This is a genomic window from Streptomyces sp. NPDC107562 (assembly GCF_055657325.1).
In genome coordinates this window covers 271236-289118 of record NZ_JBVKBE010000008.1, presented here as the reverse complement: position 1 = coordinate 289118, position 17883 = coordinate 271236, and the positions used below count along the sequence as shown (strand labels likewise).

The 17883-nt window shown below is 69.9% G+C and carries 17 protein-coding genes; 14 read left to right on the top strand and 3 right to left on the bottom strand.

Going from position 1 to position 17883, the window contains the following annotated elements; translation table 11 throughout:
* Positions 1-69: 69 nt before the first annotated feature.
* Positions 70-762, top strand: a complete 693-nt coding sequence (locus ACZ7LV_RS23405) for a demethylmenaquinone methyltransferase (RefSeq protein WP_385382830.1) — start codon at positions 70-72, stop codon at positions 760-762.
* A gap of 283 nt (positions 763-1045) precedes the next feature.
* Here the strand turns inward: ACZ7LV_RS23405 and ACZ7LV_RS23400 are convergent, their stop codons facing one another.
* Both ACZ7LV_RS23400 and ACZ7LV_RS23395 read right to left on the bottom strand, forming a co-directional pair.
* Positions 1046-1384 (bottom strand): PASTA domain-containing protein, encoded by a 339-nt coding sequence (locus tag ACZ7LV_RS23400; protein WP_401679472.1) that lies wholly within the window; start codon positions 1382-1384, stop codon positions 1046-1048.
* Between the two features lie 108 nt (positions 1385-1492).
* Positions 1493-1999: a GNAT family N-acetyltransferase gene (locus ACZ7LV_RS23395; RefSeq protein WP_471941836.1), complete on the bottom strand. Its 507-nt coding sequence runs from the start codon at positions 1997-1999 to the stop codon at positions 1493-1495.
* A gap of 97 nt (positions 2000-2096) precedes the next feature.
* On the opposite strand from ACZ7LV_RS23395, the gene ACZ7LV_RS23390 reads away from it, so the two are divergent.
* Both ACZ7LV_RS23390 and ACZ7LV_RS23385 read left to right on the top strand, forming a co-directional pair.
* Positions 2097-3389, top strand: a complete 1293-nt coding sequence (locus tag ACZ7LV_RS23390) for a geranylgeranyl reductase family protein (protein ID WP_401679478.1) — start codon at positions 2097-2099, stop codon at positions 3387-3389.
* 136 nt (positions 3390-3525) lie between these two features.
* Positions 3526-5352 carry a hydroxysqualene dehydroxylase gene (locus tag ACZ7LV_RS23385; RefSeq protein ID WP_471941834.1) on the top strand — a complete coding sequence of 609 codons (1827 nt, stop codon included), beginning with the start codon at positions 3526-3528 and terminating at the stop codon, positions 5350-5352.
* A 110-nt stretch (positions 5353-5462) separates the two neighbouring features.
* Here the strand turns inward: ACZ7LV_RS23385 and ACZ7LV_RS23380 are convergent, their stop codons facing one another.
* Positions 5463-6308, bottom strand: a complete 846-nt coding sequence (locus tag ACZ7LV_RS23380; protein ID WP_471941832.1) for a C40 family peptidase — start codon at positions 6306-6308, stop codon at positions 5463-5465.
* 714 nt (positions 6309-7022) lie between these two features.
* Here ACZ7LV_RS23380 and ACZ7LV_RS23375 point away from each other — a divergent pair.
* From ACZ7LV_RS23375 to nuoK, 11 genes are read left to right on the top strand one after another with little or no spacing between them, the layout of a single operon-like run.
* Positions 7023-7382: an NADH-quinone oxidoreductase subunit A gene (locus tag ACZ7LV_RS23375; RefSeq protein ID WP_007383963.1), complete on the top strand. Its 360-nt coding sequence runs from the start codon at positions 7023-7025 to the stop codon at positions 7380-7382.
* Positions 7383-7395: 13 nt separating this feature from the next.
* Complete coding sequence (locus tag ACZ7LV_RS23370) at positions 7396-7950, top strand: NuoB/complex I 20 kDa subunit family protein (protein WP_030174336.1); 555 nt, start codon at positions 7396-7398, stop codon at positions 7948-7950.
* Complete coding sequence (locus ACZ7LV_RS23365; protein WP_471941831.1) at positions 7947-8696, top strand: NADH-quinone oxidoreductase subunit C; 750 nt, start codon at positions 7947-7949, stop codon at positions 8694-8696. The genes ACZ7LV_RS23370 and ACZ7LV_RS23365 overlap by 4 nt, the downstream gene beginning before the upstream one ends.
* Positions 8693-10015: an NADH-quinone oxidoreductase subunit D gene (locus ACZ7LV_RS23360; RefSeq protein WP_471941829.1), complete on the top strand. Its 1323-nt coding sequence runs from the start codon at positions 8693-8695 to the stop codon at positions 10013-10015. The genes ACZ7LV_RS23365 and ACZ7LV_RS23360 overlap by 4 nt, the downstream gene beginning before the upstream one ends.
* On the top strand, positions 10012-10884 hold the full coding sequence (gene nuoE, locus ACZ7LV_RS23355; protein WP_471941828.1) for an NADH-quinone oxidoreductase subunit NuoE: 873 nt from the start codon (positions 10012-10014) through the stop codon (positions 10882-10884). The genes ACZ7LV_RS23360 and nuoE overlap by 4 nt, the downstream gene beginning before the upstream one ends.
* A complete protein-coding gene (nuoF, locus tag ACZ7LV_RS23350) occupies positions 10884-12233 on the top strand; it encodes an NADH-quinone oxidoreductase subunit NuoF (RefSeq protein ID WP_401679496.1) in 1350 nt (449 codons plus the stop codon). The genes nuoE and nuoF overlap by 1 nt, the downstream gene beginning before the upstream one ends.
* The gene (locus ACZ7LV_RS23345; RefSeq protein ID WP_471941826.1) at positions 12230-14734 is read left to right on the top strand and encodes an NADH-quinone oxidoreductase subunit G; all 2505 of its coding nucleotides are present in this window, start codon (positions 12230-12232) and stop codon (positions 14732-14734) included. The genes nuoF and ACZ7LV_RS23345 overlap by 4 nt, the downstream gene beginning before the upstream one ends.
* Positions 14731-16107 (top strand): NADH-quinone oxidoreductase subunit NuoH, encoded by a 1377-nt coding sequence (nuoH, locus tag ACZ7LV_RS23340; protein WP_471941824.1) that lies wholly within the window; start codon positions 14731-14733, stop codon positions 16105-16107. The genes ACZ7LV_RS23345 and nuoH overlap by 4 nt, the downstream gene beginning before the upstream one ends.
* Positions 16100-16741 (top strand): NADH-quinone oxidoreductase subunit NuoI, encoded by a 642-nt coding sequence (nuoI, locus tag ACZ7LV_RS23335; protein ID WP_471941823.1) that lies wholly within the window; start codon positions 16100-16102, stop codon positions 16739-16741. Before nuoH ends, nuoI begins: the two co-directional genes overlap by 8 nt.
* Positions 16738-17580, top strand: a complete 843-nt coding sequence (locus ACZ7LV_RS23330) for an NADH-quinone oxidoreductase subunit J (protein ID WP_471941821.1) — start codon at positions 16738-16740, stop codon at positions 17578-17580. Before nuoI ends, ACZ7LV_RS23330 begins: the two co-directional genes overlap by 4 nt.
* Complete coding sequence (nuoK, locus tag ACZ7LV_RS23325) at positions 17577-17876, top strand: NADH-quinone oxidoreductase subunit NuoK (protein WP_100598032.1); 300 nt, start codon at positions 17577-17579, stop codon at positions 17874-17876. Before ACZ7LV_RS23330 ends, nuoK begins: the two co-directional genes overlap by 4 nt.
* The last annotated feature ends 7 nt before the right edge of the window (positions 17877-17883 follow it).

Sequence of the window (17883 nt, the reverse complement as noted above, 5' to 3'; positions counted from 1 at the left end):
CGGCGCCGCCTGCCCGCCCGTGAGATGCCGCGCCCCTGTCTTCGAGGGGGTGCTGCAAGAATGGTCCCCGTGACCCGCGCTTCCCTGAACAAGCAGCCGCACGAAGTCGCCTCGATGTTCGACGACGTGGCGGAACGGTACGACCTGACGAACGACGTGCTGTCGCTCGGCCAGGACCGGGTGTGGCGCCGGGAGGTCGCGAAGGCGGTCGACGCGCGCCCCGCGCAGAAGGTGCTGGACCTGGCCGCCGGTACGGCCACGTCCTCGTTGCCCTTCACGCGTGCCGGTGCCTACGTCGTGCCCTGCGACTTCTCGCTCGGCATGCTCCAGGTCGGCAAGCAGCGCCACCCCTGGCTGCCGCTGACGGCCGGCGACGCGACGCGGCTGCCCTTCAAGGACGACGTGTTCGACGCCGTCACCATCTCCTTCGGGCTGCGCAACGTGCAGGACACGGATGCGGCGCTGCGCGAGATGTACCGGGTGACCCGACCGGGGGGACGCGTGGTGATCTGCGAGTTCTCGCACCCGACCTGGCAGCCCTTCCGCACCGTCTACACCGAGTACCTGATGCGGGCGCTGCCGCCGGTGGCCCGGGCCGTGTCGTCCAATCCGGACGCGTACGTCTATCTCGCCGAGTCCATCCGCGCCTGGCCCGACCAGCCGGCGCTGGCCGAGCGGCTGGGCAAGGCGGGGTGGTCGAAGGTGGCGTGGCGGAACCTGACGGGCGGCGTGGTCGCCCTGCACCGCGGCTTCAAGGCCTGACGCAGAGGCGCGTGCCTGAGCCGACGGCGCGAGCCCAGCTCGGGCCTGGTCAGGGGCGCGTGCCTGAGCCGACGGCGCGAGCCCAGGTCGGGCCTGGTCAGGGGCGCGTGCGTGAGCCGACGGCGCGAGCCCAGGTCGGGCCTGGCCAGGGGCGCGTGTCTGGTTCGGGCCTGGTCGGGGGCGCGAGCCCAGGTCGGGCCTGGTCGGGGGCGCGTGTCTGGTTCGGGGCCGAGTCGGGGGCGCGTGCCCGGTTCGGGGCCGAGCCGCGGGCGCGGGCCCAGGCTCACCTGATCGCCTCGAACGTGTCCCCGGGCTGCCCCAGCTCGCGTTCCATCCCGCCGCGCGGCGGCCTCGGCAGCCGGGGTTCGCGGACGCCCGCGCCTCCGCCGCCCTCGCCCTCGCCGAGGTCGAACCAGACGCTGACCACCGCGCCGCGCGGCACCTCGACGCCGGGCGGCGGGTACTGCCGTACGACGTAGTCCACGACGGTCAGATGGAAGTCGGGCCGGTCGGGCGTGGCCAGCAGCACTCCCTGCGCCTTGGCCGCCTCGCGGGCGTCCATGGCCATCAGGCCGACGAACCTCGGCACGCGTACTTCGGGTGTCTTGGGTGTTATGCGCACAGATGTCACCCCCAGAGGTACTGGAAGGGTAACCGCCCGGGGGTGCCGTCCGGAAGCGTCAAGTGGCTTTCCGTAGCCGACTATTACTCTCCGTGACCGATCGAGGTGTCACAGATCCAGTCGGAAACAGTGCCCCAACTTGTCGGTCTCGGGACTGCTGAAGGTCTCGGCGAGGTGCATACCGAGTCGCTCGGTGACCGCGATCGACCGGGTGTTGCCCGCGCTGACCATGGCGACCACGCTGCCGACGCCCACCGCGCGCACCCGGTCCAGGGTCATCCGCGCGGCAGCCGTCACATACCCCTTGCCCCAGTGCTCCCGGCCGAGCCGCCAGCCGATCTCGATCTCGCCCTTCGGGCCCCACTGCCGCGGCCACGGCTGGGCGCCGGTGAAGCCGATGACCCGGTCGTCGGCGTCGAGCACGGTCCACAGGCAGAAGCCCAGTTCGGCGTCGTGTCTGCGCTGGCGGGCGGTGAGCTCCTCGTAGACGGACAGCTCGGCGGACCTGCCGCCGTGGAACTCCATGACGTCCGGGTCGTCGAAGACCCGGTGCCAGGCCACGGCGTCCTCGTCGGTGGGGACACGCAGCCGTACCACGGGCAGAGCTCGGTTCACTGGGTATCCCTTCGGCGGGTTGATCAATTCTGCTGAATAGACTGCCCATGTCCAGTGCCGGTCGGCACACAGATTTCGAACTTGGGGAGATCCCGCCGTGGCCGAGTCTCTGACGGACAACACCGCCGATGTGATCGTCGTGGGCGCGGGCCCGGCCGGCTCGGCCACGGCGTACCACCTCGCCAAGGCCGGGCTGGACGTACTGCTCCTGGAGAAGACCGAGTTCCCGCGCGAGAAGGTGTGCGGCGACGGGCTGACCCCGCGCGCCGTCAAGCAGCTCGTGGCGATGGGCGTCGACATCTCGGAGGAGGCCGGCTGGCTGCGCAACAAGGGTCTCCGGATCATCGGCGGAGGCGTGCGGCTGCAGCTGGACTGGCCGGATCTCGCCTCCTTCCCCGACTACGGACTGGTCCGCAAGCGCGACGACTTCGACGAGCAGCTCGCCCGCCAGGCGCAGAAGGCGGGCGCCCGCCTCTACGAGCGGTGCAACGTCGGCGCGCCGATCGTGGACGAGCGCACCGGCCGTATCACCGGTGTGCACGCGAAGCTCGGCGACACCGGGGAGAAGCGCGAGGTCACCTTCCACGCGCCGCTGGTCGTCGCCGCCGACGGCAACTCGACCCGCCTCTCCCTCGCGATGGGCCTGCACCGCCGCGAGGACCGCCCGATGGGCGTCGCGGTCCGCACGTACTTCACCTCCCCGCGCCACGACGACGATTACCTGGAGTCCTGGCTGGAGCTGTGGGACCGCAGGGGTCCCGGTGAGGACCGGCTGCTGCCCGGCTACGGCTGGGTCTTCGGCATGGGTGACGGCACCTCCAACGTCGGCCTCGGCGTGCTCAACACCTCCGACTCCTTCAAGGAGCTGGACTGGCGCGAGGTCCTCAAGGCCTGGTGCGCCTCCATGCCCGAGGACTGGGGCTACACCCCGGAGAACATGACCGGCCCGATCCGCGGCGCCGCCCTGCCGATGGCCTTCAACCGGCAGCCGCACTACACCCGCGGCCTGCTGCTCGTCGGCGACGCGGGCGGACTGGTGAACCCCTTCAACGGCGAGGGCATCGCCTACGCGATGGAATCCGGCCAGATCGCCGCCGACGTCATCGTCCAGGCCCACGCCCGCTCGACCCCCGCGGGGCGCGAACTCGCCCTCCAGCGCTACCCCCGCGTCCTCAAGGACACCTACGGCGGCTACTACACGCTGGGCCGGGCCTTCGTGAAGCTCATCGGCAACCCGAGGGTGATGAAGATCGCCGCCCAGCGCGGACTGACGCACCCCGTCCTGATGAAGTTCACGCTGAAGATGCTGGCCAACCTGACCGACCCGACGGGCGGCGACGCGATGGACCGCATCATCAACGGGCTGAGCAAGGTGGCCCCGAAGGCCTGATCAGGCCGTCGGCCAAGGACGGGCCGGTCCGTGACAGGACCGGCCCGGGCGGCGCGGGCCGGTGCGTGCGGGTGCCCGCGGTCGGCCGGGAATCGGGCTTACGGCCTGCGCGGCGGATCCCTACCCTCCCGTTGCCATGACAACAGAACACGCGCAACAGCCGACACGGCGGCCGCCGACCGGACGGACCCGCAGACGTTTCCTCGCCGGGACCGGTGCCGGGGGAGCCGCCCTGGCGCTGGGTGCCGCCGCCGGCCGCGCGAGCGCCGCCCCCGAGGGCCGGACCGTCGCCGTGCTCGGCGGCGGCGTGTCCGGCCTCAGCGCCGCGCACGAACTCGCCGAACGCGGCTACGCGGTGACCGTCTACGAGTACTACGACGCCCTGGGCGGCAAGGCCCGCTCGATGGACGTCCCGGGCACCGGAGCGGAGGGACGACGGCCGCTCCCCGGGGAGCACGGGTTCCGGTTCTTCCCCGGTTTCTACCGGAATCTGCCCGACACCATGCGCCGCATCCCCTTCCCCGGAAACCCCGACGGCGTGCGCGGCAACCTGCGCAACGGCACCGAGGCCCTGTTCGCCCGCGCCTCGGGCCGCCCCGATCTGCACTTCCCGCTGCGCCGCGTCACCACCCCGCCCGCCCCCGGCACCCTGACCCTGTCCTGGATCCGCGACCAGCTGATGTCCGTCCTGGACCTCGGCACCCGCCTCCCCGCCCACGAGGCCGCCTACTTCGTGGGCCGTCTGCTCGTCCACCTCACCAGCTGCGACGCCCGCCGCGAGGACCAGTGGGAGAGGACGTCCTGGTGGGACTTCATCCGGGCGCAGGAGATGAGCCCCGAGTACCAGGCGCTCCTCGGCATCGGCCAGACCCGCAACCTGGTCGCCACCCGCGCCGAGGTCGCCTCCACCCGCACCGTCGGCCGCGTCATCATCGAGGCCCTGCTGCTCTGGGGGCTCCTCGGCCGCGGCACGGACGGACCCGACGCGGACATCGACCGTGTGCTCAACGCCCCCACGAGCGAGGCGTGGATCGACCCCTGGGAGACCCACCTGCGCTCCCTCGGCGTCCACTTCGTCCTCGGTGCCCAGGTACGGGAGGTGCTGTACGGGGGCGGCCGGGTGCGAGGCGTGCGGGTCTCGGACCGCGACGGCGGCGAGGAGTGCACCGTCACGGCCGACCACTACGTCAGCGCGCTGCCCGTCGAGCACGCCCGGCTGACGTGGGGCCCGGGCCTGCGCGCGGCCGACCCGCAGCTGGCGCGCTGCGACGCGCTGGAGACGGACTGGATGACCGGGGTGATGTTCTACCTGCGCACGCCCACGCCGGTGGTCCACGGCCATGTCAACTGCCTCGACTCACCCTGGTCGGTGACGGCCGTCGGCCAGGCGCAGTTCTGGGACGTACGGGACTTCTCGCGTGACTACGGCGACGGGCGGGCGCGCGACTGCCTATCCGCGATCATCTCCGAGTGGGACAAACCCGGCATCCTCTACGGCAAGACGGCCCGCGAGTGCACGAAGGAGGAAGTCGTCGCCGAGCTCTGGGCCCAGCTGAAGGACGGCGTGAACGACGCGGGGAAGACCACGCTCCGGGACGAGGACCGGCTCGGCTGGTTCATGGACCCGGCGGTGACCGGCCTGGGTGGCCCCGCGCCGCGCAACCGCGAACAGCTCCTCGTCCACCCCACGGGCACGCTCCACAACCGCCCCACGGCCCGTACGGCGGTCCCGAACTTCTTCCTGGCCGGCGACTACGTCCGCACCGACGTCGACCTCGCCAGCATGGAAGGCGCCAACGAGTCGGCCCGACGCGCGGTCAACGCCCTGCTCGAAGCGGACAATTCACCCCAAGGGCGCTGCCTCGTCCGGGAGCTGTACCGGCCGCCCGAGCTGGAGCCCCTCAAGCGTGTCGACGCGCTGCGCCACCGGCTCGGCCTGCCCAACACCTTCGACCTCGGCTGACGCCGGCCCGCGCGGATGCGGAGGGGGGCCGCCGCCCCCGAGCGGCTGCGGCCCCTTCCCCTTCCGACCTCGATGCGCCTTTTGTGTAGTGGTGTTACGGCGCTTTCGCGTCAGAGGACGCGCACCGCACCCGAGGCCGGGTAGCCGGACAGGTCCTGGATGACGACGCCCTTCGAGGGGTTCGCCGCGTCCAGGTACTGGCCGTTCCCGATGTAGACACCCACGTGGTACGCGGAGCCCTTGCCGCCCCAGTACAGGATGTCGCCGACCTGCAGGTTGGACGTGCCGACCTCGGTGCCGACCATCGACTGGTCCTGCGACACGCGCGGAAGGTCCACACCGACCTGCTTGAACGCCGCCTGCACCAGGCTGGAGCAGTCCCAGGCGTTGGGACCGCTGGCGCCCATCACGTAGGCGTCGCCGACCTGGGCCTGAAGGAAGGCGATGACGGTCGCGACGCTGCCGCCGGACGGCACGCTCACGGCGTCGGACGCGCCGGAGGCCTCGGAGGTCGTCGAGAGGGTGGTCCGCTCGGCGTCGCGCGCGGCGCGCTCCGCGGCGGCCTGACGCGCCTCCTCGGCGGCCTTCTTGCGGGCCTCCGCCTTCTTCTTGGCCACGGCCAGGTCGGCCTTGGCCTCCTTGGCGGCCTGGGCGGCGGCCGCGTCACGCTCGGCCTGCAGCTCGTAGTTCGCGGCGGCCAGTTGCGTGGCGTCCGCGGACTGGGCGACCTGTGCCGACAGGTCGGCCGTGAGGGTGGGCAGCTCGATCGTCTGCGTCACCGGCTCGGCGGCGTTCGCCGAGGCCGACGCGCCGGCGACTGCCACGGTGCTGAGGATGCCACCGGCAACTCCGGCGCGCATCGCCATCTTCGAGGCGCTGCGCTGGCGGGGCTTCCGGTGGCTACGTATGTGAGCGGTGTGGGACATGGGAACAAGCGGTATCAGGGGCTCCTCCATACCTTCAAGAAACGTGTGGTCCGCCACAGTTGTTCAATCGGCGGCCCGAATCCCCGGTGCGTCACCCTTTATTGACGCCGTAACGGACATTGCGGACCTGGGCCATCAAGCCTGTGATCATGGGCTTTCTTCGTTACGTCCGAATTGCCCGCCACCTACCACTGGTTGGGACGGTTGGCCAACCCCGCTTCTCATGGCCCTCTCATGAATGTGGCGGAGGTCACGGAACGGTTACCGGAGTCCGTGCGTCCGGTGCACGGAATCCGACGCCGCCGAGTTCGTGAACGCGTGCACGCGTCCACATCTGGTTCCGAGGTCCCCCCGATGTGTGAACGCGGCCCACTATCAGGCCGTGGCACCCAGCTCCAATTTGCATGCAGCGGAAGTCTCTTGATATGGAGACGCCCCTCTGAGCTGCGCTGACTAGCGGAAATGTCACCACTGGTGATCACTTGAACGCTTCAAGTGCGAAGATCGCCGATCATCCGACTTCATGATCCTTCATCAGGTGGTGGAGATCACAAAGCTTGTGCAATACCCCGTGTCGCAGATCACAGAGCGGCAGGCATAAGATGCGAGGCAGTTGGGCTTGTGACCTGCTTCACATGTTCTCGATCTTCGCCGGGACGAGCGGGGCTCGTGGGACACGAGGGGCGGATGTGAGCCCATGCACCACCGCCAGCAGTCAGTGCCGACTGAGAGGAGCGAGGAGCGGTGAACGCTTATGCGCCCATCCTCGTACTGGGAGCCCTCGGGGCAGGCTTTGCGATCTTCTCCGTGGTCATGGCCACGCTGATCGGTCCGAAGCGGTACAACCGCGCCAAGCTCGAAGCCTACGAGTGCGGCATCGAGCCGACCCCCACGCCGGCCGGCGGCGGGCGCTTCCCCATCAAGTACTACCTGACGGCGATGCTCTTCATCGTCTTCGACATCGAGATCGTCTTCCTCTACCCGTGGGCCGTCACCTTCGACGCCCTGGGTGTGTTCGGGCTCGTGGAGATGCTGCTCTTCGTGCTCACCGTCTTCGTCGCCTACGCGTACGTGTGGCGGCGCGGCGGCCTGGAATGGGACTGAGGGGCCTTTAGTCATGGGACTCGAAGAAAAGCTGCCGAGCGGATTCCTGCTGACCACCGTCGAGCAGGCCGCGGGCTGGGTACGCAAGGCGTCCGTCTTCCCCGCCACGTTCGGCCTCGCCTGCTGTGCCATCGAGATGATGACCACCGGCGCGGGACGTTACGACCTTGCCCGGTTCGGCATGGAGGTCTTCCGCGGGTCTCCCCGCCAGGCGGACCTGATGATCGTGGCCGGCCGGGTCAGCCAGAAGATGGCGCCCGTGCTGCGGCAGGTCTACGACCAGATGCCGAACCCCAAGTGGGTGATCTCCATGGGGGTGTGCGCCTCCTCCGGCGGCATGTTCAACAACTACGCCATCGTCCAGGGCGTCGACCACGTCGTCCCGGTCGACATCTATCTCCCCGGCTGTCCGCCACGGCCGGAGATGCTGATGGACGCCATCCTCAAACTCCACCAGAAGATCCAGAGCTCCAAGCTCGGCGTGAACGCCGAGGAGGCGGCCCGGGAGGCGGAGGAGGCGGCGCTCAAGGCCCTGCCCACGATCGAGATGAAGGGGCTGCTGCGATGAGCGACGCCGACAGCGGGGCGCCGGACGGCGTCAACCCGGAGAAGGACCTCTCCGCCTCCAACCTCCCCGGCCAGCGCGGCCAGGGCGGCGAGGAGATCCGCGTCCAGCGCGGCATGTTCGGCGCCGACAACGGCGGTGACACCTCCGGCTACGGCGGCCTGGTCCGCTCGATCCGGCTGCCGGGACCGGCCACCCGCCCCTACGGCGGCTGGTTCGACGAGGTCGCCGACGAACTGGAGGGCGCCCTGGAGGAGCAGGGACTGCTCCCCGAGAACGCCGTCGAGAAGACGGTCGTCGACCGGGGCGAGGTCACCTTCCACATCGAGCGCGAGCACCTCGTCCGCGTCGCCCGCACCCTGCGCGACGACCCGGCCCTGCGCTTCGAGCTGTGCACCGGGGTCAGCGGCGTCCACTACCCGAGCGACAAGGGCCGCGAGCTGCACGCCGTGTACCACCTGCGCTCGATCACCCACAACAGGCTGATCCGCCTGGAGGTCAGCGCCCCGGACAGCGACCCGCGCATCCCGTCGCTGGTCGCCGTCTACCCGACCAACGACTGGCACGAGCGCGAGACCTACGACTTCTTCGGGATCGTCTTCGAAGGTCATCCGGCCCTGACGCGGATCATGATGCCGGACGACTGGCAGGGCCACCCGCAGCGCAAGGACTACCCCCTCGGCGGCATCCCCGTCGAGTACAAGGGCGCCCAGATCCCGGCTCCGGACCAGCGGAGGTCGTACTCATGAGCACGCAGCACGCAACTCCGCGGGAGACCACCGAAGGCACCGTCTACACGGTCACCGGTGGCGACTGGGACGAGGTCGTCCAGTCCGCGGCCCGTGCCGACGACGAGCGCATCGTCGTCAACATGGGGCCCCAGCACCCCTCCACCCACGGCGTGCTCCGCCTGATCCTGGAGATCGAGGGCGAGACGGTCACCGAGGCCCGGTGCGGCATCGGCTACCTGCACACCGGCATCGAGAAGAACCTGGAATTCCGTACGTGGACGCAGGGCACCACCTTCGTCACGCGCATGGATTACCTGACGTCCTTCTTCAACGAGACCGGCTACTGCCTCGCCGTCGAGAAGCTCCTCGGTATCGAGGACGAGATCCCCGACCGGGCCACGCTCATCCGGGTGCTCCTCATGGAGCTGAACCGGCTCTCCTCGCACCTGGTGTGCATCGCCACCGGCGGCATGGAGCTCGGCGCCACCACGATCATGATCTACGGATTCCGTGATCGTGAAATGATTCTCGACATCTACGAGCTCATCACGGGCCTGCGGATGAACCACGCGTACATCCGCCCCGGCGGACTCGCCCAGGACCTGCCGCCCGGCGCGGTGGACCAGATCCGCGAGTTCGTGAAGAAGATGAAGAAGAACCTCCCGGAGTACGACAAGCTCGCCACCGGGAACCCCATCTTCAAGGCCCGCATGCAGGACGTCGGCCATCTGGACCTGGCCGGCTGCATGGCCCTCGGCGCCACCGGCCCGATCCTGCGCTCCACAGGGCTGCCGCACGACCTGCGCAAGTCCCAGCCCTACTGCGGATACGAGACCTTCGACTTCGAGGTCCCGACCGCCGACACCTGCGACTCCTACGGCCGCTTCCTGATCCGCCTGGAGGAGATGCGCCAGTCGCTCAGGATCGTCGAGCAGTGCCTGGACCGGCTGCAGCCCGGGCCGGTCATGGTCGGCGACAAGAAGATCGCCTGGCCCGCCCAGCTGGCGCTCGGCCCGGACGGGCTGGGCAACTCGCTGGACCACATCAAGAAGATCATGGGCACCTCCATGGAGGCCCTGATCCACCACTTCAAGCTCGTGACCGAGGGCTTCCGCGTCCCGCCGGGGCAGGCGTACACGGCGGTCGAGTCGCCCAAGGGCGAGCTGGGGGTGCACGCCGTGTCCGACGGCGGCACCCGTCCCTTCCGGGTCCACTTCCGTGACCCGTCCTTCACCAATCTGCAGGCCATGGCGGCGATGTGCGAGGGCGGCCAGGTGGCCGACGTCATCGTCGCCGTCGCGTCCATCGACCCCGTGATGGGAGGCGTCGACCGGTGACCACCTCTTCTTCGGAGCGGGGCGTCAGCCTGGGCATGCCGGAACTGCCCGCGCCCGACTACCCGGACGACGTCCGAACCCGGCTGGAGGCGGACGCGCGCGAGGTCATCGCCCGCTACCCCGACTCCCGGTCCGCCCTGCTGCCGCTGCTGCACCTCGTGCAGGCGCAGGAGGGCCATGTCACGCGCACGGGCATGCAGTTCTGCGCGGACGTGCTCGGTCTGACCACGGCCGAGGTCACCGCGGTCGCCACCTTCTACACCATGTACCGGCGCCGGCCGAGCGGTGACTACCAGGTGGGGGTGTGCACCAACACCCTCTGCGCGGTGATGGGCGGTGACGCGATCTTCGAGGCGCTCCAGGAGCACCTCGGCGTCGGCAACGGGGAGACCACCGACGACGGCAAGGTCACCCTGGAGCACATCGAGTGCAACGCGGCCTGCGACTTCGCCCCCGTCGTGATGGTCAACTGGGAGTTCTTCGACAACCAGACGGTGCAGAGCGCGAAGCGCCTGGTGGACGACCTGCGCACGGGAGCCCGGGTCGAGCCGACCCGTGGGGCGCCGCTGTGCACGTTCAAGGAGACCGCCCGGATCCTCGCGGGCTTCCCCGACGAGCGGGAAGGGGCCGTCGAGGCCACGGGCGGCGCGGGACCCGCGTCCCTGGTGGGCCTCCGCCTGGCCAGGGGAGAGGCCGCACCCGCGCGCGTGGTCCATCCGCGGGAGGGCGGCCCGCACGAGGAGCCGCAGGACGGGGCCGTGCACGAGCCGTCGCCGACCGAGCACCTCAGCTCGCACGACGCACCGCAGAAGACATCGGCGTCCGACCCCTCCCACCCGGCAGGGCCTACCGCCGAGGAGGGGGAGTGATGACGTTGGCACCCGAGCTGAAGGACACCAGCCCCGAGAAACTGCTCGCGCCCGTGCTGTCGTCCTTCTGGGACGAGGACGGGTCCTGGACGCTGGACGTCTACCGACGGCACGACGGGTACGAGGGACTGCGCAAGGCCCTCGCGATGACGCCCGACGACCTCATCGCGTACGTCAAGGACTCCGGGCTGCGCGGCCGTGGTGGCGCCGGATTCCCGACCGGAATGAAATGGCAGTTCATTCCCCAGGGAGATGGAAAGCCGCACTATCTTGTTGTCAACGCCGACGAATCGGAACCCGGGACGTGCAAGGACATCCCGCTCCTCTTCGCGAACCCGCACAGCCTCATCGAGGGCATGATCATCGCGTGCTACGCCATCAGGTCGTCGCATGCCTTCATCTATCTGCGGGGTGAAGTCGTCCCCGTCCTGCGGCGGTTGCACTCGGCCGTGGCCGAGGCGTACGCGGCGGGCTACCTGGGCGAGAACATCCTCGGCAGCGGGCTCGACCTCGACATCACGGTGCACGCCGGCGCGGGCGCGTACATCTGCGGTGAGGAAACGGCGCTGCTGGACTCGCTGGAAGGCCGCCGGGGTCAACCGCGGCTCCGTCCCCCCTTCCCTGCCGTCGCGGGCCTCTATGCGTGCCCGACTGTCGTGAATAACGTCGAATCGATCGCCTCAGTTCCCGCCATCCTGAAAAACGGAAAGGAATGGTTCAGGTCGATGGGGAGCGAGAAGTCGCCCGGCTTCACGCTTTATTCCCTCAGCGGTCACGTCGCGAGTCCCGGCCAGTACGAGGCGCCGCTCGGGATCACCCTGCGCCAGCTCCTCGACATGAGCGGCGGGATGCGGCCCGGCCACCGGCTGAAGTTCTGGACGCCGGGCGGCTCCTCGACACCGCTGCTCACCGACGAGCACCTCGACGTCCCGCTGGACTACGAGGGAGTGGGCGCCGCGGGTTCCATGCTGGGCACCAAGGCGCTTCAGTGCTTCGACGAGACGACCTGCGTCGTGCGCGCCGTGACCCGCTGGACCGAGTTCTACGCCCACGAGTCCTGCGGCAAGTGCACGCCCTGCCGTGAAGGCACCTACTGGCTGGTGCAGTTGCTGAGGGACATCGAGGCCGGCAAGGGCGCGATGAGCGACCTCGACAAGCTCGCCGACATCGCCGACAACATCAACGGCAAGTCCTTCTGCGCCCTCGGCGACGGTGCCGCCTCACCGATCTTCTCCTCGCTCCAGTACTTCCGTGACGAGTACGAGGAGCACATCACGGGCCGTGGCTGCCCGTTCGACCCGGCCAGGTCGACGGCCTGGGCCGACCACCGTACGGAGGTGAACGCATGACTGTGACCACGAGCGCTCCCTCCGGTGGGGGAGAGGCGGCGGTGCCGCCGGAGGACCTCGTCACGCTGACGATCGACGGCGCCGAGATCAGCGTGCCCAAGGGCACCCTGGTCATCCGGGCCGCCGAGCAGCTCGGCATCGAGATCCCGCGGTTCTGCGACCATCCCCTCCTCGACCCGGTCGGTGCCTGCCGTCAGTGCATCGTCGACGTCGAGGGGCAGCGCAAGCCGATGGCGTCCTGCACCATCACGTGCACCGACGGGATGGTGGTCAAGACCCAGCTGACCTCGCCGGTCGCCGAGAAGGCGCAGCACGGCGTGATGGAGCTGCTGCTCATCAACCACCCCCTGGACTGCCCGGTCTGCGACAAGGGCGGCGAGTGCCCGCTGCAGAACCAGGCGATGTCCCACGGCAACGCCGAGTCGAGGTTCGAGGGCCGCAAGCGCACCTTCGCCAAGCCGGTCCCGATTTCCACGCAGGTGCTGCTGGACCGTGAGCGGTGCGTGCTGTGCGCGCGCTGCACACGGTTCTCCAACCAGGTCGCGGGCGACCCGATGATCGAACTGCTGGAGCGGGGCGCGCTGCAGCAGGTGGGCACCGGCGAGGGCGACCCCTTCGAGTCGTACTTCTCGGGCAACACGATCCAGATCTGCCCGGTCGGCGCGCTCACCTCGGCGGCCTACCGGTTCCGCTCCCGCCCGTTCGACCTCGTCTCCTCGCCGAGCGTCTGCGAGCACTGCTCCGGCGGCTGCGCCACCCGCACCGACCACCGGCGCGGCAAGGTCATGCGGCGCCTCGCGGCGAACGACCCCGAGGTCAACGAGGAGTGGATGTGCGACAAGGGGCGCTTCGCGTTCCGGTACGCACAGGTGAAGGACCGCCTGGAGACGCCGCTGCTGCGCAACGCCGAGGGTGAGCTGGAGCCCGCCTCCTGGCCGGAGGCGTTGCAGATCGCGGCCCAGGGGCTGCTCGCCTCGCGGGGCCGCACCGGTGTGCTGACCGGCGGCCGGCTCACCGTCGAGGACGCCTACGCGTACAGCAAGTTCGCGCGGGTGGCGCTCGACACCAACGACATCGACTTCCGCGCGCGTGTGCACAGCCCCGAGGAGTCCGACTTCCTCGCCGCGCGGGTCGCCGGCCGTGGCCGGGACCTCGACGGCACGGGCGTCACGTACACGCTTCTGGAGAAGGCGCCCGCCGTCCTGCTGGCCGGGTTCGAGTCGGAGGAGGAGGCGCCCGGCGTCTTCCTGCGGCTGCGCAAGGCCTGGCGCAAGCACGGGCAGAAGGTGTTCTCGCTGGCCACGCACAGCACGCGCGGCCTGGAGAAGGCGGGCGGCACGCTGCTGCCCGCGGCCCCCGGCACCGAGACCGAATGGCTGGACGCGCTCGCGAGCGGCGTCGGCCTGGAGGACGGTGGCGCGGTGGCCGCGGAGGCGCTGCGCGCCGACGGCGCGGTGATCGTCGTCGGCGAACGGCTGGCCGGTGTGGCCGGTGGGCTCACCGCCGCCGTACGGGCCGCGGCCGCCACCGGCGCCCGGCTGGTGTGGATCCCCCGGCGGGCCGGGGAGCGCGGTGCGATCGAGGCCGGTGCGCTGCCCTCGCTGCTGCCGGGTGGCCGCCCGGCGACCGACCCGCGCGCACGGGACGAGGTCGCCTCCGCCTGGGGCGTCGCCGAACTCCCGCTCCGCTTCGGCCGGGACACCGGCCAGATGATCGAGGCCGCCGCGAGCGGTGAGCTCCAGGCGCTGCTGGTGGCCGGGGTCGAGGTCGCCGATCTGCCCGACCCGGCACGCGCGCGGGAGGCGCTCGGCGAGGTCGGCTTCCTGGTCTCGCTCGAACTGCGGCCCAGTGAGGTCACGGAGCTCGCCGACGTGGTCCTGCCGGTCGCCGCGGTGGCCGAGAAGGCGGGCGCGTTCCTCAACTGGGAGGGCCGGGTCCGCTTCTTCGAGGCCGCGCTCAAGCCCGACCAGATGAGCCGCCGCCTGGCCCCCACCGACGCCCGGGTGCTGCAGATGCTGGCCGACGCCATGGACGTGCACCTCGGTCTGCCGGATCTGCGGACCGCGCGCGCGGAGCTGGACCGGCTCGGTGCCTGGAGCGGGGAGCGGGCCACCGAGCCCGTGCAGAGCGCGGGCGTCCTGCCGCGGCCGGCCGCCGGTGAGGCCGTACTGGCCGGGCACCGGCTGCTGCTCGACCAGGGCCGCCTCCAGGACGGCGACGAGGCGCTGGCCGGGACACGGCACGCCGCACGCGCGCGCGTGTCACCCGCCACGGCGGCCGAGGCGGGGGTCGAGGAGGGCGACGTGCTCGCCGTGACCGGCCCCGCCGGCACGGTCCGGCTGCCGCTTCGGATCACCGAGATGCCCGACCGCGTGGTCTGGCTGCCGCTGAACTCCGCGGGCGGGGGCGTGGCCTCCGACACCGGGGCGCTGCCCGGTGCCCTCGTCCGCATCGGTCCGGCGACGCCCGCCGGTGAGGCCCCCAAGGAGGTGGAGGCATGAGCCCGTACTTCGTCGCCGCTGAAGACCTCTCCATGTTCGGCCGCGACCCGTGGTGGCTGGTCGCGATCAAGGCGGTGTTCTGCTTCGCCTTCCTGATGGTGACCGTGCTGTTCTCCATCGTGTGGGAGCGCAAGGTCGTCGCCTGGATGCAGCTGCGCATCGGGCCCAACCGGCACGGCCCCTGGGGCATGCTCCAGTCGCTCGCCGACGGCATCAAGCTGATGCTCAAGGAAGACCTGATCGTCAAGCGCGCCGACAAGGCGGTGTACGTCCTCGCGCCGATCGTCGCGGCCATCCCCGCCTTCATGGCGATCGCGGTGATCCCGTTCGGCCCGTCCGGCAACGAGATCTCGATCTTCGGTCACCGCACCACGATGCAGCTGACCGACCTTCCGATCGCGATGCTGTACATCCTCGCGGTCGCCTCGGTCGGCATCTACGGCATCGTGCTGGCGGGCTGGAGCTCCGGCTCCACCTATCCGCTGCTCGGCGGTCTGCGCTCCTGCGCGCAGATGATCTCGTACGAGATCGCCATGGGTGCCGCGTTCGCGTCGGTGTTCCTCTACTCGGGCTCGATGTCGACGTCGGCGATCGTCGAGGCGCAGGCGGACAGATGGTTCGTGGTGCTGCTGCCGGTCTCCTTCGTGATCTACATCGTCACGATGATCGGCGAGACCAACCGCGCCCCGTTCGACATGCCGGAGTCCGAGGGCGACCTGGTCGGCGGGTTCAACACCGAGTACTCGTCGATCAAGTTCGCGATGTTCATGCTCGCCGAGTACGTGAACATGGTGACCGTCTCGGCCGTGTCCGTGACGCTCTTCCTGGGTGGCTGGCGGGCCCCGTGGCCGATCAGCACCTTCTGGGAGGGCGCCAACCACGGCTGGTGGCCGATGCTCTGGTTCGTGGTCAAGGTGCAGCTGCTGCTGTTCTTCTTCATCTGGCTGCGCGGCACGCTCCCGCGCGTGCGCTACGACCAGCTGATGAAGCTCGGCTGGAAGGTCCTCATCCCGGTCTCCGTGGTCTGGCTGATGCTGGTCGCGACCGTGCGGACGCTGCGGAACGAGAACTACGCCTTCGCCGACATCGCCCTCTGGGTGGGTGGCGGTGTCCTCGCCCTGCTGCTGCTCTCGTTCGTCGTGGACTTCTTCCGCGACCGCTCGGGGCCGGCCCAGCCGGCGGCCGAGCAGCCCGCGTTCGACCCGATGGCCGGTGGGTTCCCGGTGCCGCCGCTGCCCGGACAGGAGCTGCCACCGGTGCCGAGGCGCCGCTCGCGCCGGGAGCGGGAGCTGATTGTCAGTGGTGGGCCCGATACTCAGAGTGATGGATCTCTGGGTGGATCTACGGATGGAAAGGAGGCGTCCGATGGCTGAGGAGCCCAAGGAGACCAAGCCCGGTTTCCAGAACCCCGTGGCCGGCTTCGGCGTGACCTTCAAGGCCATGTTCAAGAAGCGGCTGACCGAGCAGTACCCGGAGCAGCAGAAGACCACGGCCCCACGGTTCCACGGACGGCACCAGCTCAACCGCCATCCGGACGGCCTGGAGAAGTGCGTCGGCTGCGAGCTGTGCGCCTGGGCCTGCCCCGCCGACGCCATCTACGTGGAGGGCGCCGACAACACCGACGAGGAGCGCTACTCGCCGGGCGAGCGGTACGGGCGGGTGTACCAGATCAACTACGCCCGCTGCATCCTGTGCGGCCTGTGCATCGAGGCCTGCCCCACGCGCGCGCTCACGATGACCAACGACTTCGAGCTCGCCGACTCCAGCCGCGCCAACCTCATCTACACCAAGGAGCAGCTGCTGGCCGGCCTGGAGGAGGGCATGGTCGACTCGCCGCACGCCATCTACCCCGGGATGGACGAACAGGACTACTACCGGGGCCTGGTGACGGAGGCCGCGCCCGGCACGGTGCCTCAGGTCGCCCTCTCCAAGGGAGAGACGCCCCAGGAGGCGGCCTCGACCTCCGGTGACGCCGAACCCGCCTCGGAGAAGGTGGTCGGACGATGACCGCGCAGCTCGCCGCCTACACCACCTCCACCGGCGAGGCCGTCCAGTTCTGGATCCTCGGCACGGTCGCGGTGATCGGCGCCCTGTGCACCGTCTTCATGAAGAAGGCCGTGCACAGCGCGCTCTGCCTGGCCGGCACCATGATCATCCTGGCGGTGTTCTACCTCGCCAACGGCGCCTACTTCCTGGGCATCGTGCAGATCGTCGTCTACACCGGCGCGATCATGATGCTGTTCCTGTTCGTGGTGATGCTGGTAGGTGTCACCGCGGCGGACTCCCTGAAGGAGACCATCAAGGGCCAGCGCTGGCTGGCCCTCCTGTGCGGCCTCGGCTTCGGCGTCCTGCTCGTCGGCGGCATCGGCAACGCGTCCCTGACGGAGTTCAACGGCATCGGCCAGGCGAACGCCGGGGGCAACGTCGAGGGCCTCGCCGCCCTCATCTTCACCAAGTACGTCTTCGCGTTCGAGCTCACCGGCGCCCTGCTGATCACGGCCGCCGTCGGCGCCATGGTCCTCACCCACCGCGAGCGCACCGAGCGCGCGAAGACCCAGCGGGAGCTGGCGCAGGAGCGGGTCCGCGAGGGCAAGCACGTGCCGCCGCTGCCGGCGCCCGGCGTGTACGCGCGGCACAACGCCGTGGACATCGCGGGCCTGCTGCCCGACGGCACTCCGTCCGACCTCACGGTCAGCAAGACGCTGCGCGAGCGCGGACAGATCCGGGACGTGTCCACGGAGGCGCTCAACGATCTGCGGGCTCTCGAACAGCGTGCGCAGGAGCGGCTGGAGCGGGACGAGATCGATCCGCCGACGTTCAAGCGGACCGAGGAGGCGTCGAAGTGAACCCCGTCAACTACCTCTATCTCGCCGCTCTGCTGTTCACGATCGGCGCGACCGGCGTGCTGATCCGGCGGAACGCGATCGTGCTGTTCATGTGCGTCGAGCTGATGCTCAACGCCTGCAACCTCGCGTTCGTGGCCTTCTCCCGGATGCACGGCAATCTCGACGGCCAGATCATCGCGTTCTTCACGATGGTCGTCGCCGCCGCGGAGGTCGTGGTCGGTCTCGCGATCATCGTGTCGCTGTTCCGCTCCCGCCACTCGGCCTCGGTCGACGACGCCAGCCTGATGAAGCTCTAAGGGGTCG